Genomic DNA, 26,445 nt, shown 5'->3' with positions numbered 1-26,445 from the left:
CTATGAATCCAAACAATAAGGAGAGATTTTATGAACATGAAAAAAATAGCACCTGCAGCTATGTCTGCATTATTATTTGGAAGTGCCCTTGTACCAGTAGCTTCAGCAAATGAGCAGCAATCTACAGAAGCGGAGGTACCACAAATACAAATTGATCCCGTACACATTTTTAATGATACTCGTGGTACTGTGGAAGATGTTCGTGTTGGGGAAAATATTACATATTACACAGTAAAAGAAGGCGAGCAAACAAATGTATTAGAAATTACTAAAGATACTCTCGTGTTCGACAATACTGGGAAGAAAGTGGAGCTACAAAAGGGTGATAAAGTATTAGCTTATACCTTTGCTAACAAACCGCAAAAATATATTTATCCACCACAATTCAATCCAGAGGTTGTCATCGTTGAAACAGAAGAAGTTGGTTTTGTAGAAGTGGATTATTTCTTTGAAGATTTAACTAATACGTATGATATTTTAAAATTAAATATTGGGAAAGAAACAGAGCTATTCAATGAAAAAGGTGAAAAGGTGGACGCTAAAGATTTAGCAGAGAAGCATCTGATTGTTTTCTATACGGCCTCTACTAAAAGTATCCCAGCTCAAACAACACCATCTAAAGTAATTGTACTGAACGATGATTCCTCAACTACTAAGAATCCAATACATGAAGAAATTGATAATATTATCGCATCAGATTCTTATGAAGTAGCTGGTACAAAAATGGTGCCATTACGTGTGATCGCTGAAAAGCTTGGCTTCAAAGTGGATTCTACAGGCAAGGGGGCAATCCTTTCAAAAGGGAATATATCTTACACAATTACTCGCGGTGAAAAAACATTTGGCTATAATAAGGCATTACGTACACTAACAGTCGCACCGACCTTAAAAGATACAAAGACATATGTACCTGTTGAATTTGTGGATGAATATTTAAAATAATTAAGAAAATAGTATGCCAACAATGCTTGGCATACTATTTTTATTTGTGGTTACTCAGCCATTGCTAGAGCGTAATGGTTCTTTGAGGAAATAAAGGCTGGATACTTTTTCGCAAATTGTTGGAGACATTGTTTAAAGGATATTGTACTCATGAAGTTTTTAGCTAATACCATTTCATCTGAATACAATAAAAATTGCTGAAAATGCTGTTGAATAAATACCCTTGTCTTTTCATAATGCTTGTTAATTGAAATAGCGCCATAGATTTCTTGTTGATCAATAATATAAATAAAATCACAAAGTACTTTATGTGTGCCGTAATTAAGTTTTACCGTGACATATAATGTTTTTTCGTCACAGCGCTCTAAATCAAAATGGTGGAATGCTACTTCTACTTGATGAATAAAGCTCGAAACAGATGTATAATTGTCATTTTTTAAAATAAACATTCTCGACACCACCTTTTCTGAAAATTATAATGACAAAAAAATAGTTTGTCTATATTTAAACTGAATATTCTGTTATTTTATAGATTCTAATTGTTATTTTGCTTATAGTCATAGAAATTTGTTAAACTTAAATCTGCAATATATAAAAGAAGAGAGCGAAACGAAATGAAAATTATTCATATAGATCAAAAATATCCTGAAGATTGGATTCGCGTATTAAATCATATTGCGAATTTATTTTTTGAGGATTCCAAGCTGAAGGTTGAACCAATGGGAGCAGATATGTCTGCTTCATTTGACTATCAGACTGGAGACGATTTTTCCATTTCTACAAAAGCAAACTTGATTGTAGATGGTAAGCAATACACGAATGAGTACAGTATTCAATATGATTCCCCAGCAACAGATCGTGAGCTAAATATTCGCATAAAACGTGCATTGTCACATGTATTTTTAGATGTTCTTGAACAGCATACTGGAGTGCATCAGCAATGGGGGATTTTAACGGGTGTACGCCCAACAAAGCTGTATCATAAATTTAGAAAAGAAGGTAAAAGTGAGCAAGAAATTGCTGATCTATTAATTCGAGATTTCCGCTTATCAAAGGAAAAAGTTGGACTATTAAAGGAAATTGTGGACCGACAACTAGTGACCATTCCTGATCTTGATGCCATTGGAGAAGAAATCAGTGTTTATATTGGTATTCCATTCTGCCCTACCAAATGTGCATATTGCACTTTCCCAGCCTATGCGATTGGTAGCAATCGTAAGCAGGGGCGTGTTACGACTTTTTTAGATGGCTTGCATATTGAATTGCGCGAAATGGGCAAATGGCTGAAGGACAATGATATGAAAATCACCTCCATTTATTGGGGTGGTGGTACACCGACTTCAATTGAGGCCGATGAAATGGATGCCTTATATCAAACGATGTTTGAATCATTCCCTAACCCTGAAACAATTCGAGAGGTGACAGTTGAAGCAGGAAGACCTGATACCATCACACCAGAAAAATTAGAAGTACTAAAAAAATGGGGTATTGATCGTATTAGTGTAAATCCACAATCTTATACTGATGAAACATTAAAAGCAATTGGTCGTCATCACACGGTTCAGGAAACCATTGATAAGTTTTGGCTTGCAAGAGCATCAGGAATGAATAATATTAATATGGATCTTATAATTGGGCTACCGAATGAAGGGATTGAAGAATTCCAACATTCATTAGAGGAATCGGCAAAGATGCAGCCAGAGTCTTTAACTGTTCATACGCTATCATTTAAACGTGCATCAGAGATGACGCGTAATAAGGATAAATACAAAGTAGCCGACCGTGATACGGTAGCTGAAATGATGGAAATGGCCCAAATTTGGACAAAAGAAAATGATTATGTTCCATACTATTTATATCGTCAGAAAAATATTTTAGGTAATTTAGAAAATGTCGGCTATAGTAAAGCGGGAGAAGAAAGTATTTATAATATCGTTATTATGGAAGAAGTGCAGACAATCTTAGGAATTGGCTGTGGGGCATCCTCAAAATTTGTTCATCCCGAAACAGGGAGAATTACACAATTCCATAATCCGAAAGATCCTGCTGCCTATATCATGACCTTTGAAGAGGCTATTGGGAAGAAAATTGAATTTTTAAATGAATTATATAAGGCTTAATGATAAAGGCAATCTGATCTGTTCAGATTGCCTTCATTGTTTGTAGTGTTCGCAAGGTACAGGCCATTTTTAGCAGAACAGCATCCTCAAAGTATTGCGGATCATAGCCTGTTAATTCCCTTATTTTATTTAAACGATAAGTAAGTGTATGTCGATGAATATTCAATTGCTGAGCACAATGCTTTAGCTGTAAATTACAGTCAAAAAACGATTGTAATGTTTCCAATTGTTTAGCGTCTAAATTTTTGAGTATACGATGGTAAAATGCTTGAACCTCCTCCGATTCACGAGGTTTAAAAAGGGAAAATAACTCGACATCTTCAAAAAAAGTCAATTCATTATGGATTGTAGCAAATTTTAGAGCTGTTCTGGCACCTTGGTAGCTATAGGGAAGCTGAGATAAATGCTGAACCACAGGCCCTACACCAATTTGAAGGGAGGGAAGTTTCTGCTTCTGCTTACGCAGTGCTTTTATAATAGGACGGCAATTTTGCTCCCCGCAATTTGTTAGTAGGATATAGTATTCCTGTAATTGGCTATGACCAGCAAGAACAGGCTGTTTGTAAAATAGATCCTCAAAAAAGAAGGGTATTGTATTTTCTGCGTAGGATGCTTCATTTAAGCTCACTAAAATCACCTGAAAAGAGCCCGAAAGAGCAAATGGTAATTTCTGAATCCGTTCATTTAAGGCTCCGTCTAGCTTACTTCCATGAACGAGTGCTTCAAATATGTAATCGTTATTCTTTCGTTGCCATTCGCTTTTAGATTCAACAATCGCTTGATGGGCCATAATCTCTGTTGTGAGTTGAACGAGATTAGCAATTTCAAGCATATCGTCTGAATCTCCTGTAATACCTATAACACCTACAACCTCATCTTGATACATAATTGGCATATTGATGCCTGGTTTTGTGTTTGGATAAAGTGCTATATTTTCCTCATTTATAATTAGAGTCTCTTTTGTCTGTGCTACATATAGTGCACCTTCATGAATATTTTCCACCCTCATTTTATCTCCAGAAGCTAAAATGACCCCACTTGGGCTGATAACATTAATATTGTGACGCAAGCGTAGCATCGTTTGATGGACGATGTCTTCTGCTAACTTTTTTGTCAACATGTTTATACACCTCGCATAAAAAACAGCCTGTTATATGACAGATAAATTGTACACTTATTATAATGTTTTCTGAATTTATTGTCATTATAATAAATTGTAAGCGCTTAACTTAGGGATATGAAAATTTACGTAAATGTCAATGGACGACATAAGTGGAGGTATAACATGAAAGTTATCATTAGTCCAGATTCCTACAAGGGTACTCTGTCAGCAGTTGAAGTAGCAAAGGCAATGCAAAAAGGAATCCTAGATGTGGATCATTCAATTGAAACAATTATACTACCAGTGGCAGATGGTGGTGAAGGTACACTGCACTCACTTATTGCCTCTACAGATGGTCGATATTGCTCAGCAACTGTGCTTGATCCTTTGGGAAGAGCTATCCAGGCTCAATATGGTGTACTGGGCGATCAAGTAACCTGTGTAATAGAGATGGCTCAAGCATCTGGTATTATGCTGTTACAAGAAAATGAGAAAAATCCTGAACTTGCTACATCTTATGGCACAGGACAATTAATTAAAGCCGCACTTGATCAAGGTTTTAGAAAATTTATTATTGGCATTGGTGGGAGTGCTACAAATGATGCGGGTACTGGTATGTTACAAGCATTAGGTGTGCGGTTATTATCAGCAGAAGGGGTGGAACTTAAGGCTGGTGTTTCTAACCTTATGCAATTAGATGTCATAGATATGAGTCTACTAGATACTAGATTAGCAGAAGCAACTTTTACGATTGCCTGTGATGTGGATAATCCGCTTATTGGTGAACGAGGAGCCACTGCCATCTTTGGTCCACAAAAGGGTGTTCAAAAACACCAGGTCGCTGAATTTGATCGTTGTTTAAAGCATTTTGCAGATATTGTTGAAGCTAAATTTGCTATACGATTACATGACTATAAAGGTGCTGGAGCCGCTGGGGGAATGGGGGGCGCATTAATCGCTTTTTTAAAAGGAACCTTCCATGCAGGAATTGACCTTGTGCTGGACGCTGTACAGCTTCAGGCTCATTTAGCAGAAGCACAGTTAGTGATAACGGGTGAAGGAAAATCAGATCTTCAAACATTACATGGTAAGGCACCATTAGGTGTAGCAAAGGCTGCAAAGCAAGCGAATGTAGAGGCGATGCTGCTGTCAGGAGGAATTGATACCAAGGCAAATGCAGCATTACAAGCGTATTTTACAGTTGTTGAGTCATTGGTAGATGAGGAGATTGGTGTGCAGCAGGCAATGCAAGAACCTGCTCACTTTATCCGATTAAAAACAAAAAGAATGCTGGAGCGTTACTTACAAAAGGGGGATGACTAGATGTTGTTCATTATTATATTAATAGGGGTATTATTTGTTGTCTTAGGAACGGCTAAGTTAAAGCTTCATCCGTTTTTAGCTTTATTAATCAGCGCTTTCTTCGTTGGAATTGCTTCAGGTATGCCATTATTGACAGTAGTGGAAAGCATTAATACTGGATTTGGAGGCTTAATGACAAGTATTGGTTTAGTCATTATTGCTGGTACTATTATAGGCTTAATATTAGAAAAGTCAGGTGCTGCTTATCGAATGGCAGAAGTAGTGTTAAGAATTGTAGGACCTAAACGTCCACAATTAGCGATGTCTTTAATTGGCTATATCGTATCCATACCAGTATTTTGTGATTCAGGCTTTATTATTTTATCCAGTTTGCAAAAATCATTAGCAAAGCGAGCCAATGTTACGATTGCATCTATGGCAGTAGCTTTAGCAACTGGCTTATTTGCGACGCATGTATTAGTACCACCAACTCCAGGTCCTATTGCAGCAGCAGGAAATATTGGCGCAGCAGATTATTTAGGAACAGTCATTGTCATTGGTTTATTAGTCGCGATACCAGCGACATTCGTAGGTTATCTATGGTCAGTAAAAGTTGCGACAAAAATTCGCGTTCCTGAAGATGAGGTAGAGGCATTAGATTATGAGGAAGTCATTAAATCCTTTGGTAAAATGCCCTCAACATTTAAAGCATTTTTACCAATCGTTCTGCCGATTGTGTTAATTGGTTTGGGTTCTATAGCAGCATTAGTTGGTGATACGGAAGCGACTTTCAATACCATCTTTAAATTCTTAGGTTCTCCAACAGTGGCCTTATTTTTAGGTGTAGCAGCAGCCTTTTTATTATTACCTGAAATCAATGAAACGACATTAACAGGTTGGATTGGCGAAAGTCTAAAAGAAGCAGCACCAATTTTACTTATAACAGGGGCTGGTGGTTCGTTTGGAACTGTTATAAAAAATGCTGGTGTTGGAGAAATGCTTCAAGAAATGGATTTAGGTATGTTTGCCTCAGGTACATTATTCCTTCTTGTGCCGTTTATAGTAGCAGCAGCGTTGAAAACGGCTCAAGGTTCTTCTACAACAGCTCTTGTGATTACATCTACTTTAGTAGCCCCAATGCTTGTGACATTGGGAATTGATGGAGCGGTACCATTAGCATTAGTGGTGATGGCAATAGGTGCAGGAGCAATGACAGTTAGCCATGTGAATGATAGCTTCTTTTGGGTGATTACGCAGTATAGTGGTATGGAAGTAACACAAGCCTATAAAGCCCAAACGGTGGCCACGTTGTTACAGGGTCTTGTGACGATTATTATTACGATGATTTTATGGTGGATATTTGTTTAAAGTAAAAGGAGAGCAGCCCATGGCTAGCTCTCTTTTTGTATAATAGGAAAATAGAAAGGAAGTTAGTAGATGAAAAAAATAATAAAGGTATTACTCCTTTGTCTTTTTTTATTAGCCGGCTGTACCGAGGCAGTCAAGACAGAGAAAATTCCTGTAACAGCTGGTCATGAAATGCAGGTTCATTTTATTGATGTAGGACAAGGGGATTCTATACTGATCGAATCACCAAGTGGTAAAACGATGCTTATAGATGGGGGAGTGAAGGGCGCAGGGCAACAGATTGTCTCTTATTTAAAAGAACTTGGGATAAATAAGCTTGATATTGTAGTAGCAACACACCCAGATGCTGATCATATTGGAGGGCTTATTCCTGTATTAGATAACATGACGATTGAGCAATTTTATGATTCGGGAAAAGTACATACATCGCAAACCTTTGAAGAGATGCTGACACGTATCGATGAAAAAAATATTCCTTATCATGTGCCAAAAATCGGCGATGATATCGAATTTGATAAGGATGTAAATGTGAAAGTTTTAAATGCCAATGATCAGGCTACAGACAATAACGATGCCTCGATTGTCTTAAAAATGACTTATGGGAATGTCTCTTTTTTATTGACAGGAGATGCGGGAGTGGCATTAGAAAAGGAAATGTTGCAGTATGATGTGAAAGCAACAGTTTTAAAAGCTGGACATCATGGCTCTAACACAAGTAGCTCAGAGGAGTTCATTCAGGCTGTAAAACCAGAGGTCACGATATTAAGTTATGGAGAGGATAATAAGTATGGACATCCACATGCAGAAATTGTGGACCGTTTGCAGGCTATTGGTAGTAAAATATATGCCACCGCGGATTTAGGAACGATTACGGTGTCCACAGATGGGGTAAACTATACGGTGAACGGTAAGGAAACTTCTAGTGTAGAAACTGGTAATATACTATCTAAAGAAGAACCGACAACAGCTATTGAAATCGTTAGCAAGGATCTTGTTACTGAAATTGTAGGAATTAAAAATAGTGGACAACACGCAGTATCTTTAAAAGATTGGCAGCTTATTTCAATTGAAGGGCATCAAGTTTATAACTTCCCTAATCTTTCTTTACAGCCAGGGAAAACGATTTATATTACTAGTGGAACCAATGCACGGGAAGGGCAAAATTATTTGAAATGGACAACTAAACAAATTTGGTTAAATGCTGGAGATGCTGCGCAATTACGGAATGAGAAAGGGGAACTTGTAAGTGAGCTTGAGTAAATACACATTGGACCGTATTGAAAATGGCTATGCGGTTTTCTTAAAGTTTCCAGCAGAAGAGGAACAACTCATTATTTCTCAGTCAGCTATGAACAAGCCTGTGCAAGTAGGTGATCGTGTTCAGATAGAAGAAAAAGATGGCATTTACTATATTGAAATTTTACAAGAAGAAACACAGCAAAAAAGAGCTGACATTCAAAGTTTAATGAACCGTTTGCGTAATAAACATAATTAATGTATGACAAGCTGTGAAGATTTGACGCACAGCTTGTTTTTAGATAAAGGAATTGTACATAATTTGTTATCCTAACTATTTTGAAAATATGCTAAAATAGTAGTATTAATCGGGAGCTAGGAGCGGACAAAAATGTCGATAAATACAATTATTTTTGATTTAGATGATACACTGCTATGGGATAAGAAATCAGTCAAAACTGCATTTGAAAAAACATGTGACTATGCAGCAACAGTACATAATGTGAATCCTACTGAGCTAGAGGAAGCTGTTCGCCGAGAGGCACGTGCTTTATATGAGAGTTATGAAATATATGATTATACGGTATTAATTGGTATCAATCCCTTTGAAGGACTTTGGGGAACGTTTGACGACTCGACGGATTCCTTCCAGAAAATGAAGGAAATTGTGCCTAGCTATCGTGCAGCGGCTTGGACAAAAGGGTTAGCTGCTCTTGGTATTGAAGATACAGCATTTGGAGCGGAGCTAGGAGAGCGCTTTGTAGCCGAGCGTAAAGTAGCGCCATTTTTATACGAAGATACTTTTGCAGTGTTAGATGAATTAAAAGGAAAATATCAGCTTGTATTGCTTACAAATGGCGCACCAAGTTTGCAAAATTTAAAGCTAGAAATCACACCAGAAATTGCCCCATATTTTGATCATATTATTATTTCAGGTGACTTTGGTAAAGGGAAGCCCGACGCATCTATTTTTGAGTATGTGATGGAAAAAGCAGGTATTATAGCCGACGAGGCAATTATGGTTGGCGACAATCTTAATACTGATATTTTAGGATCATCTCGTGTGGGAATGCGTAATGTATGGATTAATCGTGAAAGCAATATCGCCAACGGGGCTGTGACACCTACCTATGAGGTGGACTCTTTGACAGCGTTGTTGGAGCTTGTAAATAAGCTATAGTATAAAAAATGTACTGATCCTTCGTGGAGACAGTACATTTTTTTATTAAAAATAGACATTCAGTCCAAGGTATAAACATGTAAAAGCTATCCCTATACAAAGCTGAACAAGAGCGCTAGCAATTAAGTAACCCTGTGGTTCGCCAGCCTTTTTACGATAATAGATTTGCATAAAGGAGTAGAGTGAGAAAAGGCCATAAATAATTGTTGCATGAATAGTATGGTGGACAAGATAGATACCAAATGAAATACCTCCAAACAACACGAGCATAATGGCATTGGCAATAGCATGCTCTACTGTCGCAGCGAAAAAGCGACGTTCTGTATAAGGCATTCTTTTTTTAGCAATCCATAGGATGAAATGCATAAGTAGGATGAAAAAGTTCCCTAAAATCAGTTTCGTCGACCGCTTCTCATCATAAAAATAGCGTAAAGAGTCAATTGATTCTTCAATCAGAAAGGCTTGCTGGGTTTCAACATTGAAGAAAATCTTGTTATTGAGTACCTTCCATTTCTCTTGTGTACGGTCATTATAGAGAATCAAAATATCATAGCTAGTACCACTTTTCCATTGACTAGCGGATATTGTTATAGGAGAAGCGTTGTCCCAATTCTGTTGTAGCTGTGTGATAGCCTTTGTATGAGCATAGCATTGCTGAGGAACATAAAGGCAAGAGTCCTTTGCTATAAAGGTTTCCTTGTTCAGATTCTCCTTTAAGTAGACTCGTTGGATTGCTTTGGAGGAATCCATTGTCGTAGGAGAATCAATCGGACGTTGAACAAAAGATAAAATTAATAAAGAAAGAACTACTATAAATAGTAATGTTACAGATGGGATTTTCCATTTATTTTTTGATTGTTGTTTATTAATTACTGAAGGCTCTGTCATATTGCGTAATATTTTTTTCTCCTGCTGATTAGATAATGTTAAATCATCTAAGTGTTGCCATGTCTTCTTATCATTCTTCATCCATTTCACCTCCTAGCTGTTTTTTTAATGCGACGAGTGCTCGTTTTAATGTGTTTTTTACTTTCCCCTCATTCCAACCAAGGATATTGGAGGTTTCTTCGATGGACAGTCCCTCTATTTTGCGCAGAATAATCACATCGCGATAGGTAATTTTTAGTTTCCGAATGGCAAGATATAGTATCTTGGCATCTTCTTGTTGCATCAGCCATTGATGAGGAGAAGGTGATACTTGTTCTTCATGCTGTTGTAAAAAAGGAACAAACTGAATGATCCTTTTTCGACGATAATGATCATAGGCAAGGTTACGCGCAGTACAGCGTAACCAAGCAAGATCAGCTCCTTTTTTTATTGTTTGATGATGGTTCAAATAACGGACAAAGGTTTCCTGTGTATAATCCTCTGCTAATTTTTCGTCATTTAGTAAGTAATATAAGTATTTAAAAATGGTGTGATTATGTAAGTAAAATATTTCTTCAATGTTCAAGCTGTGCACCTCCTTTTCTATAAGGACGAAGAACTCATAGAAAAGTATCATTTTCCCAAAATAAAAAGCAGAGAGTAGAGACTCCCTGCTTCTTGCTATTATTAATTATAGGTTAATGGCTTTTACCTCATCAATGTTTTCAAGCTGTGCCACAAAAACTAAATCTTCTTCTGTTACAACATTATCAACCGTTAACATCATAACCGCTGTACCACCAACCTGTGCACGACCAACCTGCATTGTTGCAATATTGATTTCTTTTTCTGCAAGCTTTGTTGCTACACGGCCAATTGCACCTGGTTTGTCAGTGTTTTTAATGTAAAGAAGGTGGCCTTGTGGAATGACATCTACAACATAGTCCTCTACTTTTACAATACGTGCACCTAAACCGTTTAATAGTGTACCCGCTACAGTATGTGTTTCGTTAGCAGTAATAATTTCAATCGTAATTAAGCTAGTAAAGCCTTTTGCTGTTGTTGTTTTGTGCTCATTAATTTTCATACCAATACGTTCAGATAAGTAACGAGCATTCACATCATTGACATGATTACCATGATTTTTAGACAGTAAACCTTTTAACGCATTTGAAGTTAATGGACGAACATCATAGTTTGCTACTTCTCCAGCATAAGATAGGTTGATTTCTTTGACTGGCTCTGTTGTCACTTGTGATAGGAATGAACCAAGTTTTTCAGCTAATTCAAAGAAAGGCTCAACTTGTGCAAGAAGCTCTTTAGGTATAGATGGCATATTTACTGGATTTGTTACAGTCCCTGTTTTGTAAAATTTAATGATGTCATTTGACACGTCAACCGCTACAGATTCTTGTGCCTCGATTGTAGATGCTCCTAAGTGAGGCGTTGCGATAACTTGTGGTAAAGTCAGCAGCTTATGATCTGTTGCTGGTTCAGAAACAAATACGTCAAGAGCAGCTCCAGCCACTTTTCCTGCTACGATTGCATCATATAAATCGTCTTCATTGATGATACCGCCACGTGCACAGTTTATAATACGTACGCCATCTTTCATCATCGCAAATTTATCTTTATTAATTAGGTTGCGAGTTTCAGGTAGAAGTGGTGTATGAACTGTAATGAAATCAGCAGCTACACAAATTTCTTCAACCGTTGCTTTTGTTACACCTAATTCTTTGGCACGTTCATCTGTTAGGAAAGGATCATATGCCATAACACTCATACGTTGACCCTTAGCACGATAAGCTACTTCAACACCAATTCGACCAAAACCTACAACACCTAAAGTTTTATTTTTTAGCTCCACGCCAACATAAGATTTGCGATCCCATTTGCCATTTTTTAATGTATTAAAAGCTTGTGGAATATGACGGGCAAGTGAAGTCATCATCGCAATTGTATGTTCGGCAGCTGAGTTAGTATTACCATCTGGTGCGTTTACCACGATAATGCCGTGTTCTGTAGCAGCAGCAAGGTCAATATTATCGACACCAACACCAGCACGACCAATTAATTTTAGGCTTTTAGCTGCTTCAATTACTTCACGTGTTACCGTTGTTTGAGAACGAACAAGTAATACATCTACATCAGCAATTTTAGCGATTAATTCTTCTGGTGCTAAACCTGTGTCTACAATAATGTTTAAATCTAAATCTTGTTCCTGGCGTAATGGGAAAATACCATCCTCACTTAGTGGATCAGCGATAAATACGTTAATAGTTCTTGTTTTTGTTGCAGTAGTCATTATAATTAGCTCCTTTTTTATCATTATTGGCTATGGCTTTATTTACGATAGTCTGAAATTTGTAAAATTCGAACATCTTACAGCATACAAACAATCTCCTTTCTAAATCGAAGACAATATAAAAAGCCTTCCACGCCTTACAAACACAGTTAGTGTGTTGTAAGGGGCGAAAGGCTGTATAAACTTTGGTTCGCGGTACCACCCTTAATCACTGCTGGAAAATTTATTCTGGCAGTCTTAGCTATATGCGTAACGTGCATGAGACGGATAAGCTTACTTTTAAGTTGTTCAGCCTATCTATTCAGGAGTGGAACTATTATCGTAGAAATCACTGATTTGCACCAACCATCAGCTCTCTTTGGATTTTCTTGCGACTAGTGTGTCTCCGTCGTTATATTTTTTGTGATTAAATTTGTTAACATCATAATCCCTATTGTTCACCTTTGTCAACGATATTTCTTAAAAACTTTAAAAATGTTGACTTCAAAACTCTGAAAAATAACTAAAAACGAATATTTTGTATATATTTTTGTTATATAGTTCGTCTTTTTGGGGAGTACAATGAAAGCGCTAACGATATTTGAAAAGTCCGATAGTATCAGGTTTCTGTGTAGTTTTAGCATGAAAAATTATATGGGAATTAAATGGAATAAAATAGAGGGTTTATGCTAATTATCCACGGATTTGTTCTAAGAAAGCGAACGTTTTTGTTTGTCACATTTTAGACAAAAATATAAAAAGTAGAAGGTAAACAGACTGTGAGAGAAGAATGTTAGTTAAGGATGATTGATTTGGGGGTGTAAGAATGAAGTACGATGTTGCAATAGTCGGTGCTGGTCTTGCAGGATTAGTCGCAGCTTGTGAATTAATAGATGCAAAGAAAAAAGTGCTTTTAGTAGATCAAGAGCCTGAAAATTCAATCGGAGGACAGGCTTATTGGTCTTTTGGAGGAATATTTTTAGTAAATTCTCCAGAGCAACGAAGGCTTGGAATTAAAGATAGTAAGGAGCTTGCTTGGCAGGATTGGCAAGGAACTGCAGGCTTTGATCGTTTAGAAGATGAGGATTCTTGGGCATATAAATGGGCAAGAGCATATGTCGATTTTGCTGCAGGTGAAAAATACGACTGGTTAAAGTCAAAAGGTATAAAGTTTTTCCCTGTTGTTGGATGGGCAGAGCGGGGAGGTTCGTTGGCAGGAGGGCATGGCAATTCAGTACCTAGATTTCATATTGTCTGGGGAACAGGCCCTGGCATTGTAAAACCATTTGTAGATAAAGTAAAACAGGCTATGAGAGAAGGATTCATTGACTTCAAGCCAAGGCATCGTGTGGATGAATTTGTGCAGCAAGAAGGGAAGATTATAGGAGTTAGCGGAACGGTGCTAGCTGAAACCTTTATTAATCGAGGTGAAAAAAGTTCGAGATTAGGAATCGGTGAATTTTCCTACGAAGCGAAAGCTGTGATTGTGGCAAGTGGTGGTATTGGGGCAAATTTTGATTTAGTGAGAAAAAATTGGCCTGCTCGATTAGGAATCCCTCCAAAAAATATGGTATGTGGTGTGCCAGCTTACGTTGACGGAAGAATGCTAGAGATCACGGAACATGCTGGGGGACGCATTGTAAACCGTGATCGCATGTGGCATTACACAGAGGGTTTAAGAAATTGGGATCCAATATGGCCCAACCATGGAATTCGGATATTGCCTGGTCCCTCCTCCCTGTGGTTTGACGCAGAGGGGAATCGTTTTCATGCACCCAACTTTCCAGGGTTTGATACACTCAGTACGTTAGAGGCGATTCAAAAAACAGGTTATGACTATTCCTGGTTTATTTTAACGGAGAAAATTATTGAGAAAGAATTTGCTTTATCTGGCTCGGAGCAAAACCCAGATTTAACAAACAAAAGCATTGGCGATGTTCTAAAACGCATTTTACCAGGCCCACCTGCTCCTATCCAAGCTTTTAAAAATCACGGAGAGGATTTTGTGATTGCACATGATCTAAAGGAACTTGTAGATGGAATGAATAAACTTGCTGGGAATGAGCTACTTGATTTCATGAAGATTAAAGAGCAAATCTTGGCAAGAGATCGGGAAATGGACAATAAGTTTACCAAGGATTTGCAAGTAAACGCTATTCATGGAGCAAGAAATTATATTGGGGATAAATGGGTGCGTGTTGCCAAGCCACATAAAATTTTAGATACCAAAAATTGGCCTTTAATTGCTGTTCGCTTAAACATTCTAACAAGGAAAACTTTAGGTGGCTTACAAACAAATTTAAATGGCGCTGTTTTGGGCATGGACGGTCAGCCAATTCCTGGGTTATATGCAGCGGGTGAAGTAAGTGGTTTCGGTGGCGGTGGCGTCCATGGTTACCGCGCTTTAGAAGGGACATTTGTTGGTGGTTGTTTATTTAGTGGACGTCAGGTAGGACGCTATTTAGGACAAGGATAAGGTGCATAATGAAGAGCATCGTCTTGATGAACGATGCTCTTTTTAAATGGATTGATAATGCTGAAGTGGATCACTATGCTGAAGTTTTGAGCAGAAATCCAACAGCGATGCTCACCTTGATTAAATTATGGAATAGATTAGCAATTTGATTGTTGGACCTCTGCAATCTTAGCAATTTGTTCTTCAACCTGTTCCTTTGTCCAATTGTTTTCCTCCACGAAAAAGTTGCGTTCGGCACGGCGACAATCATCTGAACAGCTTCGCATGTAAAAAGCCTCATGTTTTTCTTCACAAAGCATTAATTTATGACACGCTGGATTTGCACAATTTGTATATCGTTCAGAAGGCTCACCAGTGAAATAATCCTTCCCAACAATGACATGTTCCACCTGATTAATCGGTACACTTCGACGACGGTCAAAAACAAACATTTGACCATCCCATAATTGACCTTTCACTTCAGGATCTTTCGCATATGTAGCAATACCGCCGTGTAATTGACCTACGCTCTTACCAAAGCCCTCGCGTTTTAGCCAACCAGAGAATTTTTCACAGCGAATACCACCTGTACAATAAGTTAAGATTTTTTTATCTGCAAAATCTCCTTTATGTGCCTCCATCCAAGCAGGTAGGTCGCGGAAGTTTTCGATATCTGGTCGAACAGCACCTCGGAAATGACCGAGATCATATTCATAGTCATTACGGGCATCGATGATTACTGTGTTGTCATCTTGCATCTGTTCCATAAATTCTTTAGGTGTTAAATAATCACCTGTGATTTCTAACGGATTGATATCTTGTTCTAAACCGAGGTGAACAATTTCTCGACGAGGACGTACATGCATTTTTCTAAAGGTATGCCCTTCAGCCTCATCAATTTTCCACATCATATCGCTAAAACGAGCATCTGCCTTCATATGGTTCATGTAAGCATCTGTTTGCTCAATAGTACCTGATACAGTTCCGTTAATACCTTCGTAACCTACTAAAATACGACCAAGAAGCCCTATCTCTTTACACAATGCTAAATGTTCTTCTGCGAACGCTTCAGGATCTTCAATCGTAATATATTTATAATAAAGTAATACACGATAGTCTTTTTTTGTCAAAATACATTACCACCTTATCTCGATATTCGTCCTTTAATATAGCATAACAGGAGCAATTTTGCTCAGAGAGAAGGAGTTTTCTAAAAAAACACGAATTATACATAGTGAATGACTATTCATATTTGGGGGTTATAGAAATGGAATTTTCAACGATTACTTTAGAAAAATTAGAGCGTCGTGCAACGTTAACGTTGAATCGTCCACAGGCGATGAATGCAATGGATGATGTCATGATGCGTGAACTTGCAGAATGCTTCGAGGCACTACAACAGGAAAAAGATATTCAGGTGCTTGTTATTCGTGGGGAAGGAAAGGTCTTTTCTGCGGGTGGTGATATAAAAGCAATGCTAGATGAAAGCAAACCACTGAATATTGATGAGGCAATGGTTTATCTGACACGTATCGTGAAGGCATATTATCAGCTACCAATGATTGTGATTGCAGCGGTTCATGGTGCATCAGCAGGTTTAGGATTTAGTCTAACACTAGGGGCAGATATTATTGTAGCCTGTGAAAATAGTAAACTTGCTATGAATTTCATTGGAATTGGACTGATTCCAGATGGGGGCGGTCATTTCTTCATGAAGGAGCGTGTAGGTACTGTTAAAGCGAAACAAATGATATGGGAGGGAAAGGTATTAACAGCAAAAGAAGCATTAGATGCAGGGTTAATTGATTATATTGCACCAGAGGGCACTGTATTTGCAATGGCAGATCAGGTGGTGGGGAAAATGCTTGCATCCCCGATTTCTTCCATGATTACAACGAAAAAAATTTTACATGCACAAAATATACCACAGCTAGAAAATATCTTAGCATTAGAGGCTGAGGGCCAGTCTGCAATGCGTAAAACAACAGATCATGTCGAGGGCATTCATGCATTTGTAGAGAAAAGAACGCCTGTCTTTGTAGGTAAATAAAAATAATAAAAGGCGCGTAGCAAACCATTGACTACGTGCCTTTTATTAGCCACTAAACATGGAATAAAATTAATTTACCAGAAGCGTTTACAAGACGATGAGTTTTATCGGCAACACCTTTTTCCTCAATTTGTTGTTGTCCATTTAGTTTAGCAGCCTCATCATTTTCAAAAGTCCAAGTTTCATCAAACAATGTTTCCCCTGTTTTTTCAAAAGCTGTAAAACGATAATTCTCCATACAGACCCCACCCTTTTACTTGAATATATTTCTATTATACATAGAAGATTTATAAACTTCACGGTAAAACTAGTGAATTTATTGATAAATTACGAAAATTGTGGAAAAAGTAAGGCAATGTTGTTTTTTTGCGTAATAGCATTTTTCATCATACATGAATTATGATAAAATAGAACAAATATTCGGTTTTGATTAATCAGCATATTATTACTTTGGTTTTGCACTAAAGAGAGAATTATCTACTATTTGAGGTGATTGGATGTCAGCAATTCGTTTTTTCCATATGGCAGATTTACATTTAGATAGTCCATTTAAGGGCTTATTTGGTCTCCCCGAACCCATTTTAAAGAAAATACGGTCAAGCACTTTTGAAGCGTTTGATAAAATTATCCTTAAAGCGATTCAGGAAAAACCTGATTTTTTACTAATTGTTGGGGATATTTATGATGGTGAAAATCGTAGCTTGCAAGCACAACGAAGATTTCAAGATGCAATGGAGAAGCTTTTTCAACACAATATTCCTGTCATTGTAAGCTACGGAAATCATGATCATTTAAATGGCACATGGACACGCTTTTCTTTACCAAGTAATGTCTATGAATTACCCGCTGAAACGAGTGTAGTTCAATTAAAAATACGGGGTCAACAAGTGAATATTTATGGTTTTAGTTATCCTGAACGTCATTTAAAGGAATCCGTTATTGAAAGCTATCCAATTGCACATGATCAGCATGCTATACATATTGGTATGCTTCATGGCAGTGAGGCAGGCAATACGACACATGATGTGTATGCTCCTTTTACAAAGCAACAGTTACTTGAAAAGAACTATCATTATTGGGCGCTTGGCCATATTCATAAAAGACAGCTTTTACATCAAAACCCTCCAATTGTTTATCCAGGCAATATTCAAAGTCGACATCGTAAAGAACAAGGAATGAAAGGCTTTTATGATGTGACGTTATCCAAAACATCGACTGAGCTTGATTTTATCTCTACTTCTACAGTTGTTTATAGCACCATTGAGGTGGATTGTACGAATGTGGTACACGCCAATGAATTATTGAAGAGATGTGCAGAAGCTATTACAGCCAATAGGAAGAAATATGGCGCATCGGTAGTAGAGCTTCATTTGCAACATATTGACGAACAAACGGAAGCTTTATTTGAGCATGCAACAGTAGATGCTTGGTTAGAGACTATTCGAGAGGCAGAGGAAGGTATTGAGCCAATGTGTTGGGTACAAAAAATGGTGTTGCAAAAGACATCGAGATTTTTTGAGCATACAGCAACAACTCAATCCGTTGTGAGCTTGATGGAGCAATGGGACAGCAATGAATGGAAGGATATTCTAAAGGATTTGTACCAGTATGCTGGTGGTGCGAGGTTAATAGAGCCACTTAGTGAAAAGGAAATTGAGAACTTAACCAATCGTGCACAGACATTATTAGCTGAAGAAATTCAAAGGGCGTGATTACATGCTGACAATACAGAAAATCCAAATATATGGCTTTGGTAAGCATGAAAATATCTCCATTTCGTTAAATGATGGTGTCACTATTTTTTATGGATTAAATGAAGCAGGAAAAACGACGATTCAGCAGTTTATACTACAAATGCTTTTTGGTTTCCCAACAAGGCAGCAGATACAGCGCAAATATGAGCCGAAAATTTCAACGAAATATGGAGGTCAGCTGACACTTTTGCACCCAGTTTATGGGCAATGTACAGTTGAACGTGTGAAAGGAAAGGCTGCTGGTGATGTTACTGTCTACCTAGAGGATGGAACAACGGGGCATGAGGCGTTGTTAGTAAAGCTTTTATATGGTTATTCTAGGGCATCCTTTGAAGCCATTTTTTCTTTTTCATTGCATGAACTACAAGGTATTGAAAAAATGTCTGAAGAGGAGCTAACCCATTTGCTACTTGCCTCTGGTACAACAGGTATTCAGTATCTATCCACCCTTGAAAAGAAAATGGATAAAGAGGCTAGTGAGCTGTTTAAAAAGACAGGTAAAGTGCCATTGATTAATCAAAAAATTGAACAATTAAAGCAACTTGAGCGGACGATTAAACAGGAACAGGGGAAGATTCAAACCTTTGAGGATAAATTACAGCAATTACAATTACTTGAGCAAAAGTTGGAACAGCTATTTGGTACGCAAAAACGGCAACAGCAACAATGGCAGCAATTAACTGTTCAAAAGCAAGCACTCCCTCTTCTCAAGCAGCAACAGACGTTGCAACAGACAATGACCAATTTTCAACATGTTCAGTTTCCTTCAGAGGGTATCAGACGATATGAGCAAGTAAAGGATCGTCTGTTACATGAAAGCCAACAACTGATGCAATTAAAGGAGCAGCATCAAACATTGCAGGAGAAAATACTTGCTACAGTGGATGAGCAAAAGGTTAATGAAATGGCTTACCTTATGCAAAAGGAAGCAACATGGCATCAGCTAATAGTGAAAGAGCAAAATCTTCAGGATGATCTATTTTTGCTCGAACAAGAAATTGAAGCACAGTTTCGTTTACTAGGTGTAACAGAGAAAGAAGCACAAGAAAATCTTTTGAACGAAACAGTTTCACTCCAACAGGAGCAACAATTTCAGCTTCAATTAAGTAAATTAGAGGAGGCGGAGGAAGAGCTAAAATTTCATCTACGTTCACTAGAGCAAGTACACCTAGAATTAGATGCAATAGCCAAACAGAAACAACAGCTAATGGATGAGTCATTAACAAGTGAGGAAGAACATATTTTAGCACAATGGCCTCAACAAAAGCGAAGGCTTGAGCAATTACGTGCTGCCAAATCGCAACGAAGTAAGCAGAAGAAGCCTCATGACTTTATCTGGCTTGTACTACTGATTGGCTTCATGTCATTTGCTTATGGTGTATTTGAAAAAAACATAATTGTAATCCTAATTGGAGCAGTTTTATCATTGCTAACCTTTTTGTTTATTCGATATGTTAAGCAAGCAGATGAACCTACTAATAAAGAGCACAGCATCCTCCTACGGGAGTTAGAGCAAGAGGAATTGACAGTACAAGCAGTTCTTATAAAGAAGCAAAGATATGAAGATCGCTTGTTACACATCAAGGAACAGCAGAAAGAGAAGGAGCAGCAATATACTTCTCTTGAATATAAAATTCAACTAACGGAGGTGGAGAGTGAAGAAGCCACTCAAACACTCCAGCATTTTTTAAAGCGTTATCGCTTACAAGGAACGATAGCCAGATCGCTAATGCCCGAATTATTTATGCGTATTCGTGGTGTACAAGAATTAGCAGCTAAAAGAAACAGTACCTCAAGTCTGTTGCAAGAAACGCAGGTAGAAAAGAACAGCATTTATGAGCAGCTTCAGCGGGTTTTAGATGGAGCCTATGATGAACATGAAATTTATATGCATTTACGAACAGCCTACCTTGAAGCACAACAGCAACAGCAGCAAGCACAGCATGCAAAAGATCAGCTAGCCAGCGTCCAAATAAAAATAGAAGGTGGACAATCAAGAATGGATCGTTATACTGCTGAAATGTACGAGCTATTCAAAGAAGCAAAGATCCAAAATGAACAGGCTTATTATGAAATGCATGAGCAATTTGAACAGAGAAGAAAAATTGAGACAGAATTGCAAACCGTCCAGGCTCAATTATCTTCACTCGATCTTCAACAGAAGGAAAATCTGATTGAGGACTCTGTTAGCGAACGCATATTTGCTTTGGAACAAGAGCAGCAATCATTGCAACTAGAAATTGATCAATGTCTGGAACAACGTGCTGCTTTGCTTATGGAAAAAGAACAGCTATTAAATGATGAAAAGTATGGTCAATTACTTCAACAGTTTGAGCAGGAGAAAACAGAATTGCAGCAGTTAATTGAGCAGTGGGCAACTAGAAAAGCGGTGGCGACAGCTATTCATGAAACCCTATTCCGTCTTCGTGAAGAAAAATTACCTCATGTCCTTGAAGAGGTAAATGCTGTATTCCGTTTACTAACAGGAGGAAACTATGACAAACTTTCGATTCATGAGGATGGTTACTTTGTAGCACAGGATGCTGCAGGAATACGTTATCAAATGGTGGAGTTGTCACAGGCTACCAAAGAGCAAGCTTATATTGCATTGCGAATGGCTCTAGCAAAAACCCTAGTGAGTGCTGCTCCATTTCCAATGATTATGGACGATCCTTTTGTCCATTTTGATCGAAACCGCACAGACAAAATGGTACAATTAATGAAAGAAGTAGGATATGAACGTCAAATTTTGTATTTTACTTGTCATGACACAATGCTCAACTATTGGAAGAAAGAGCAGATTGTCGATATAGGAGCATTAGCAAATGAAAGGGGAGTGGCGTCAACATGAAAGGGATTACGACGCTCCAAGTTGGAGAAGTAGTTGATCAATTTTTATTAATAAAACAAGCGACAAAAGGGGTTACAACCGTTGGAAAGCCATTTATGTCGCTAATATTACAAGATAAGAGTGGGGATATAGAGGCAAAGCTATGGGACACGAATGAGGATCATGAAAAGATGTACCATGCGGAAGCCATTGTACGTGTTGGCGGAGAGATTCATGACTATAGAGGAAAGAATCAATTGCGTATTAAATCTATCCGTGTTGCAAAGCCAGAGGAAGGAATTGCTATTCATGATTTAGTGCCTTCCTCTGCAACACCAAAAGAACAACTATATGAAGAATTAACGCAATTTTTCTTTGACATTAAAAACCCTAATATCTCACGAATTACAAGAGCAGCAATTAAAAAACATCAAGAGGCTATTTTAGTTTTTCCAGCAGCGACTAAAAATCATCATGACTATGCGTCAGGTTTATTAGATCATATGGTCTCCATGCTCAAACTAGGTAAAGCCATTGCTGATCTATATCCAACATTAAATCGTGACTTATTATATGCTGGGATTATTTTACATGATGTAGGCAAGGTTGTAGAGTTATCAGGCCCAGTTGCCACAATGTATACAGTGGAGGGCAATTTATTAGGTCATATTACGATTATGGTAAATGAAATTGCTAAGATTGCTAGTGAGCTTGAAATTGAAGGTGAGGAAGTCATGCTGTTACAACATATGGTATTGTCTCACCATGGGAAAGAAGAGTGGGGTAGCCCAAAAAAACCTATGATTCAGGAAGCGGAAATTTTGCATTATATCGATAACATTGATGCAAAGATGAATATGTTAACAAGGGCGTTAGGTAAAACGACACCAGGGGAATTTACAGAGAGACTCTTCCCTCTTGATAATCGTTCATTCTATAAGCCTACTATTTAAACAGCAGTATCAATCAGCCCTTAAACTGACGTTACTGTCTAGCTATTCGTTATTAATTTCTCTGAGTCTAAATATTCATAAATTCAATTGTAGTGCCTAACTATTGTACCAATGGGAATATTTAATTTAGAATAGAGAGAGAAATTATAGGAATGGGGAAAAGTAATGGATACAGAGGGACTTTTTTCACGAAAAATTAAGTTTTGGAAAAGTTTAATTTTCAAAATGATACTAGCTATCGGCATAAGTTTATTTATTAGCTCCCATATTTCAGAATTTGTTAGTCGTCAATTCGAGAAGGTAGTGCATTTGAATGGAAGTGCTGGGGTTGCCATTAATACATTTATTTCGTTATTTATTGGCACGGTAATTATTTCGTTATGTACAAGGTATATTGTCTTAAGGCGTGTAAAGCGTGTGTTAAATGCTATGACCCAAGCTGCAGATGGCGATTTAACTGTTCGCATTGACGATCGATTAAAAGATGAAATTGGTCAATTATCAACTGAATTTAATCATATGCTAGAACAAATTGGGACGGTCATTGAAAAGGCGAATAAAGCATCGACAGATGTATCAACCTTTACAAAGGAATTTACAACGATTACCGAGCAAAGTAGTCAAACAGTTGAAACTATTTCTAGTGCCATTGGGGAAATTGCCTCCAGTGCAGAAGGACAACTAAGGCAAATGGATTTATTATCTGAATCACAACATTTAATTACTAAAGATATGGATCATGCATCCTCTGCTGTACAGGAAATGGCCTCAATAGCAAATGAAACAAACCAAAAGGCTGATTTAGGATTACAGTTAATTGAACAAACGATTGAAAAAATGAATACCATAAATGAATCTGTTCATCAGTCAACCGCAGTTGTGAATGCTTTAGGTGAAAAATCAAAGGAAATCAGTACGATTGTAGCGTTGATTACAAGTATTACAGATCAAACAAACTTGCTTGCATTAAATGCATCTATTGAAGCAGCTCGTGCAGGAGAGGCTGGAAAAGGCTTTGCAGTAGTAGCAGATGAAGTAAGAAAGCTAGCAGAGGAATCTGGGAAGGCTGCACATAATATTCGATCATTGGTGGATGATATCTTAAACCAAACCTCCAGTGCTGTTTATGCTATTAATAGTGGGACGCAATTTGTGGAGGAAGGTCGTGAATCAGTTGAACAGACAGGCGATACCTTTAAAAATATAGTCGTATATTTGCAACAGATAAGTCATCGTACAATGGAAGTAAAGGATATTGTCTTGCGTGTCAATGAGAAAGCAAGTCAAACAGATGAGGCTGTAAAAGAAGTCGTTGGCATAGCGAATGGCACATCTTCGGGCATACAGCATATTGCTTTATCTATCGAGCAACAAAGTGCTTCTAATGAGGAAATAGCAAGTGCTGCAAATGTTCTTCAAACAATGTCAAATGACCTGCAAACTGAAATTAGCCAATTTAAAGTAAAATAGAGTAAAAAAGAGAAGCATCTGATGTATCAGGTGCTTCTCTTTTTGTTACACTAGACTCTAATTATTTAGATTCCTTGTCAGTATCTTCTGCTTTATCTTCAGAATCCTCTTTTGGCGCATTTTCTTCAGCTTTTTTAGCTGCTTCTTCAGCTGCTTTTGCTTGTTCTTCACTTGTTGTTGTAAAGAATTTAAGCGGTTCTTTTAAATCTTTATCAGATGTTTTCACATCGGCATCTTTAGCCATTTTAGCAACGATATCTTTAAGAATCGTTTGAGCTTCACCAGTTTGGTTCAGTTTACTTAACATAGTTGAACGAATGTTTTCTTCTTCGTCTTTAAATGAACCAACACCTTTTACATCACGCTTGTCCGTAATTTCAATTACATGGTAACCAAAGCTAGATTTTACTGGCTCACTTAATGTATTTACTTCAAGAGCATAAGCAGCATCGTTAAATTCGTCTACCATTGAACCTACAGAGAACCATCCAAGCTCTCCACCTTTTTGAGCAGAGCCAGTATCTGTTGAGTACTCTTTTGCAACGTCCTCAAACTTAGCGCCACCCTTAATTTTTTCAATTACTTCTTTTGCTGTTTTTTCATCTGCTACTAAAATATGACGACCATTTAATTCTGTTTTCATTTGCTCGTAGTATTTTTTCACATCTTCTTCTTTAATGGCTTGATCTTTCAAAGCTTTCTCTTGAAGAAGTTGAACACGTAAAGAATCTTTAAAGCCCTGTTCTGTTAAGCCACTTTCAGCAAGCGCTTGTGTAAAGCCATCACCAAATTGTGATGCAGTTGTGTCATACGCTTCTTTGATTTCTTTATCTGTTACTTCATATTTGTCAGCTAAAACTTTTTCAGTCACCATTTGCTGCATTACATATGAGCCTGTTAAAGCTTTTGCCTTTTCATTAAAATCAGCTACTGAAATATCGCCCACTTTAGAAGTAACGATTGCTTTGCTATCTCCGCCGCTACAAGCACCAAGCGCTAATACAGACGCAGCTAAAGTTAAAGATAAAACTGTCTTTTTCATAGTGGATATTCTCTCCTAACATGGTTTCGTCCATTTTTTACTATAACATAAACGTTTTAAAAACAAAATGGTTCCCCCTTGAGTATTGCCTATATTTCAAATTTTGAAGCGCATAGGATATAGAAAGAAAGGGGGTGAAGTTATGGGCAACGGAGGATACGGTGGCGGTGGCTACGGCTCAGGCTTTGCTTTATTAGTTGTGTTATTTATTTTATTAATTATCGTTGGTGCAGCGTTCCTATACTAATTAATAAAACAGCGAAAAGCTAAGAGCATCAACTCTTAGCTTTTCTTAACAATGTTAGACATTCGCGCCGCATGCCTTAGGTTCTAAACAATTTATTTGATTAGTAAAAGTTGTTGCATGGGGGGCTCGACTTATCTTCGAGCGTGCGGACGGGCGCGGATGGTGCACTTTTTTAAAAAAGGGCCTTTTCAAAAAAAGCCCCAAAAAATTAGATTCCATTACGCCGAGGCGTAATGGATTTTTCTGTTAAACTGCATATAAAATTTCAATGTAGAATGAGACAAGTAGGATAGTAATAAGTATATTTATAGTTCGGAATATTTTTGGTTGGTTTTCTTCGGGAATTTCACGTCGCATGCATAGAGCATATGTCATGCGGTTAATTTGAAATAAATAGAATACCGAGAATAGAACTACAATCATTAATAGCAAGTCTATTCCTCCCCTCTTTCAATAGTAATAGCATAACAAAGAACGTCAATAAAAAACAAGTACAAGCCATTTAGTGAACGGTCGGTGGAACTAAAATTTCATAGCCTTTAGGTGTTTCCTCTATTTGTGAATTTTTAGGTGAATTCAAGAGATACTTTACGTAAAGGATATCAATCAGGCACAGACTACAGTGATAGGCTAACAGCAATGTCCCATAATGGGTATAGGCTGGTAAAAGCCATGTTCCAACTATAATACTAGTATTTAGAACGATAAAAGGCGTAAGTAATGCTAAGATGTATCGATTTTTAGATAATGGCTCTCGAATTCGCATGTGTAAAACAGGAATTATATAAAACTGACTACGTACACGTAATTTTAAATGTTGGCGTAAATCAAATAGGGCCACAAAGTGCAAAAATTTGTGAATGGGATAAAGTGTTAGCACAGCTATCACAAAGAGCCAGAATAGTCGATCTGTATAATGCTCTTCATTAAATAAATTAAACGTTACATACGAAACAGAAAAGACCAATAAAAAAGTAATGACACCCATTATAATAATACGCGTAGTACCGTAATGATGTTCTAAATTTAAAATTTTCCAGCAATGCATGGTTTTTTATCAACTCCGAATAGGAAGTGTCCTATTTAATGTAAATTGAATTATGTTAGAATGCAAGAAAAAGGAGGTACTTCAGAAATATTTCTGAAATACCTCCTTTCACATGACTCATTCCTGAATGAACAGTAGTATAACTCATTTTTGTTCAACTTATAAATAATTGCAGGAAAAATTATGTGCAGTTTG

Annotated in this window: 24 protein-coding genes and 1 other annotated feature; of the genes, 15 read left to right on the top strand and 9 right to left on the bottom strand. The window is 37.5% G+C overall.

Annotated features, from left to right (window positions below; genetic code table 11):
• Positions 1-30: 30 nt before the first annotated feature.
• On the top strand, positions 31-942 hold the full coding sequence (locus L6W14_RS19075; protein WP_237898693.1) for a copper amine oxidase N-terminal domain-containing protein: 912 nt from the start codon (positions 31-33) through the stop codon (positions 940-942).
• A gap of 50 nt (positions 943-992) precedes the next feature.
• Here the strand turns inward: L6W14_RS19075 and L6W14_RS19070 are convergent, their stop codons facing one another.
• The gene (locus L6W14_RS19070; protein WP_054548655.1) at positions 993-1,391 is read right to left on the bottom strand and encodes a hypothetical protein; all 399 of its coding nucleotides are present in this window, start codon (positions 1,389-1,391) and stop codon (positions 993-995) included.
• Between the two features lie 165 nt (positions 1,392-1,556).
• Between L6W14_RS19070 and L6W14_RS19065 the strand changes: the two genes are divergently transcribed.
• Positions 1,557-3,062 carry a coproporphyrinogen III oxidase gene (locus L6W14_RS19065; RefSeq protein WP_131521087.1) on the top strand — a complete coding sequence of 502 codons (1,506 nt, stop codon included), beginning with the start codon at positions 1,557-1,559 and terminating at the stop codon, positions 3,060-3,062.
• Between the two features lie 22 nt (positions 3,063-3,084).
• Here the strand turns inward: L6W14_RS19065 and L6W14_RS19060 are convergent, their stop codons facing one another.
• Complete coding sequence (locus L6W14_RS19060; RefSeq protein WP_237898691.1) at positions 3,085-4,182, bottom strand: CdaR family transcriptional regulator; 1,098 nt, start codon at positions 4,180-4,182, stop codon at positions 3,085-3,087.
• Positions 4,183-4,347: 165 nt separating this feature from the next.
• Between L6W14_RS19060 and L6W14_RS19055 the strand changes: the two genes are divergently transcribed.
• The 5 genes from L6W14_RS19055 to L6W14_RS19035 all read left to right on the top strand — a co-directional run bounded on the left by L6W14_RS19055 (position 4,348) and on the right by L6W14_RS19035 (position 9,250).
• On the top strand, positions 4,348-5,487 hold the full coding sequence (locus L6W14_RS19055) for a glycerate kinase (protein ID WP_131521089.1): 1,140 nt from the start codon (positions 4,348-4,350) through the stop codon (positions 5,485-5,487).
• Positions 5,488-6,834: a GntP family permease gene (locus L6W14_RS19050; protein ID WP_048391781.1), complete on the top strand. Its 1,347-nt coding sequence runs from the start codon at positions 5,488-5,490 to the stop codon at positions 6,832-6,834. It begins immediately after the preceding gene.
• A gap of 69 nt (positions 6,835-6,903) precedes the next feature.
• Positions 6,904-8,094, top strand: a complete 1,191-nt coding sequence (locus L6W14_RS19045; protein ID WP_237898690.1) for an MBL fold metallo-hydrolase — start codon at positions 6,904-6,906, stop codon at positions 8,092-8,094.
• Positions 8,081-8,329 carry a DUF3006 domain-containing protein gene (locus L6W14_RS19040; protein ID WP_131521092.1) on the top strand — a complete coding sequence of 83 codons (249 nt, stop codon included), beginning with the start codon at positions 8,081-8,083 and terminating at the stop codon, positions 8,327-8,329. Before L6W14_RS19045 ends, L6W14_RS19040 begins: the two co-directional genes overlap by 14 nt.
• Positions 8,330-8,461: 132 nt before the next feature.
• Positions 8,462-9,250: an HAD family hydrolase gene (locus L6W14_RS19035; protein WP_131521093.1), complete on the top strand. Its 789-nt coding sequence runs from the start codon at positions 8,462-8,464 to the stop codon at positions 9,248-9,250.
• 45 nt (positions 9,251-9,295) lie between these two features.
• Here the strand turns inward: L6W14_RS19035 and L6W14_RS19030 are convergent, their stop codons facing one another.
• From L6W14_RS19030 to serA, 3 genes are all read right to left on the bottom strand, one after another.
• A complete protein-coding gene (locus L6W14_RS19030) occupies positions 9,296-10,219 on the bottom strand; it encodes a hypothetical protein (protein WP_131521094.1) in 924 nt (307 codons plus the stop codon).
• Positions 10,209-10,712, bottom strand: coding sequence for an RNA polymerase sigma factor (locus tag L6W14_RS19025; RefSeq protein WP_237901007.1), 504 nt, complete (start codon positions 10,710-10,712; stop codon positions 10,209-10,211). Before L6W14_RS19025 ends, L6W14_RS19030 begins: the two co-directional genes overlap by 11 nt.
• A gap of 96 nt (positions 10,713-10,808) precedes the next feature.
• On the bottom strand, positions 10,809-12,422 hold the full coding sequence (gene serA, locus L6W14_RS19020; protein WP_131521096.1) for a phosphoglycerate dehydrogenase: 1,614 nt from the start codon (positions 12,420-12,422) through the stop codon (positions 10,809-10,811).
• Between the two features lie 159 nt (positions 12,423-12,581).
• Positions 12,582-12,823 (bottom strand) — a binding site (T-box leader).
• Positions 12,824-13,227: 404 nt separating this feature from the next.
• Between serA and L6W14_RS19015 the strand changes: the two genes are divergently transcribed.
• Both L6W14_RS19015 and L6W14_RS19010 read left to right on the top strand, forming a co-directional pair.
• A complete protein-coding gene (locus L6W14_RS19015; RefSeq protein WP_131521097.1) occupies positions 13,228-14,877 on the top strand; it encodes an FAD-binding dehydrogenase in 1,650 nt (549 codons plus the stop codon).
• Between the two features lie 8 nt (positions 14,878-14,885).
• On the top strand, positions 14,886-15,026 hold the full coding sequence (locus L6W14_RS19010; protein ID WP_193767373.1) for a hypothetical protein: 141 nt from the start codon (positions 14,886-14,888) through the stop codon (positions 15,024-15,026).
• Here L6W14_RS19010 and L6W14_RS19005 read toward each other — a convergent pair.
• Complete coding sequence (locus L6W14_RS19005) at positions 15,015-15,986, bottom strand: oxygen-dependent tRNA uridine(34) hydroxylase TrhO (RefSeq protein ID WP_237898689.1); 972 nt, start codon at positions 15,984-15,986, stop codon at positions 15,015-15,017. The two genes, L6W14_RS19010 and L6W14_RS19005, sit on opposite strands and share 12 nt — an antisense overlap.
• Before the next feature lie 137 nt (positions 15,987-16,123).
• On the opposite strand from L6W14_RS19005, the gene L6W14_RS19000 reads away from it, so the two are divergent.
• Complete coding sequence (locus L6W14_RS19000; RefSeq protein ID WP_131521099.1) at positions 16,124-16,906, top strand: enoyl-CoA hydratase; 783 nt, start codon at positions 16,124-16,126, stop codon at positions 16,904-16,906.
• Between the two features lie 52 nt (positions 16,907-16,958).
• On the opposite strand, the gene L6W14_RS18995 is transcribed toward L6W14_RS19000, so the two are convergent.
• Positions 16,959-17,144 carry a YhzD family protein gene (locus L6W14_RS18995; protein WP_036075853.1) on the bottom strand — a complete coding sequence of 62 codons (186 nt, stop codon included), beginning with the start codon at positions 17,142-17,144 and terminating at the stop codon, positions 16,959-16,961.
• 259 nt (positions 17,145-17,403) lie between these two features.
• Between L6W14_RS18995 and L6W14_RS18990 the strand changes: the two genes are divergently transcribed.
• From L6W14_RS18990 to L6W14_RS18975, 4 genes are all read left to right on the top strand, one after another.
• Positions 17,404-18,618 carry a metallophosphoesterase family protein gene (locus L6W14_RS18990; protein WP_237898687.1) on the top strand — a complete coding sequence of 405 codons (1,215 nt, stop codon included), beginning with the start codon at positions 17,404-17,406 and terminating at the stop codon, positions 18,616-18,618.
• Between the two features lie 4 nt (positions 18,619-18,622).
• Positions 18,623-21,511 (top strand): ATP-binding protein, encoded by a 2,889-nt coding sequence (locus L6W14_RS18985; protein WP_237898686.1) that lies wholly within the window; start codon positions 18,623-18,625, stop codon positions 21,509-21,511.
• The gene (gene yhaM, locus L6W14_RS18980) at positions 21,508-22,443 is read left to right on the top strand and encodes a 3'-5' exoribonuclease YhaM (RefSeq protein WP_048391758.1); all 936 of its coding nucleotides are present in this window, start codon (positions 21,508-21,510) and stop codon (positions 22,441-22,443) included. Before L6W14_RS18985 ends, yhaM begins: the two co-directional genes overlap by 4 nt.
• A gap of 165 nt (positions 22,444-22,608) precedes the next feature.
• On the top strand, positions 22,609-23,913 hold the full coding sequence (locus tag L6W14_RS18975) for a methyl-accepting chemotaxis protein (protein ID WP_237898685.1): 1,305 nt from the start codon (positions 22,609-22,611) through the stop codon (positions 23,911-23,913).
• Positions 23,914-23,974: 61 nt separating this feature from the next.
• Here the strand turns inward: L6W14_RS18975 and L6W14_RS18970 are convergent, their stop codons facing one another.
• Positions 23,975-24,955, bottom strand: coding sequence for a peptidylprolyl isomerase (locus L6W14_RS18970; RefSeq protein ID WP_131521103.1), 981 nt, complete (start codon positions 24,953-24,955; stop codon positions 23,975-23,977).
• Positions 24,956-25,097: 142 nt separating this feature from the next.
• Between L6W14_RS18970 and L6W14_RS18965 the strand changes: the two genes are divergently transcribed.
• Complete coding sequence (locus L6W14_RS18965; RefSeq protein ID WP_004230765.1) at positions 25,098-25,202, top strand: YjcZ family sporulation protein; 105 nt, start codon at positions 25,098-25,100, stop codon at positions 25,200-25,202.
• A gap of 502 nt (positions 25,203-25,704) precedes the next feature.
• On the opposite strand, the gene L6W14_RS18955 is transcribed toward L6W14_RS18965, so the two are convergent.
• Entirely contained in the window at positions 25,705-26,250 is a 546-nt protein-coding gene (locus L6W14_RS18955) for a DUF3267 domain-containing protein (protein WP_016992098.1), read from the bottom strand.
• Positions 26,251-26,445 lie beyond the last annotated feature (195 nt).

The sequence above is a fragment of the Lysinibacillus sp. ACHW1.5 genome, from assembly GCF_022014815.1.
Lineage (GTDB): Bacteria > Bacillota > Bacilli > Bacillales_A > Planococcaceae > Lysinibacillus > Lysinibacillus capsici.
The sequence above is the reverse complement of the archived record's forward strand: the minus strand, read 5'-3'. Positions and strand labels throughout refer to the sequence as shown.